General features: G+C 31.2%; 1 pseudogene. It reads right to left on the reverse strand.

Annotation, left to right across the window (positions count from 1 at the left end):
- Positions 1–176: 176 nt before the first annotated feature.
- Positions 177–394 (reverse strand): annotated as a pseudogene (locus EN861_RS36555) (integrase core domain-containing protein); the annotation flags it as partial.

The raw sequence follows: 394 nt of genomic DNA on the forward strand, positions 1-394 counted from the left end.
GCAGAAGAGAGCACTGAAGAAACGAAAAAAAATATTCAAGATACTTTAGATTAAAATATACGTTTTTGATTTCTAAATGAGCCTTGCAATTTAACATAAAGGACTAATCCGTTTTATGAACTGCACCCTGTCAAGTAGACAGTGAAAAAAACAAAATGTTTATGGCTACCTTATATTTACGATATAAGGGTAGCCATTTTTAATGTTATTCTTTCTTGATTAAAAAATTCTATATATGAATTAATTGCTTTTATTGCTGTAGCCTTGTCTTTAAAAATCACTTTTTTTCACCTCTAAACAATTCACTTTTGATGGTTCCCCATACACCTTCCATAGGTCCATTATCTATGCAACATCCTGGTCGTGACATACTTTGTTTTATACCAAGTTGCTC

The sequence above is a fragment of the Mesorhizobium sp. M8A.F.Ca.ET.218.01.1.1 genome (assembly GCF_004791165.1).
GTDB lineage: Bacteria > Pseudomonadota > Alphaproteobacteria > Rhizobiales > Rhizobiaceae > Mesorhizobium.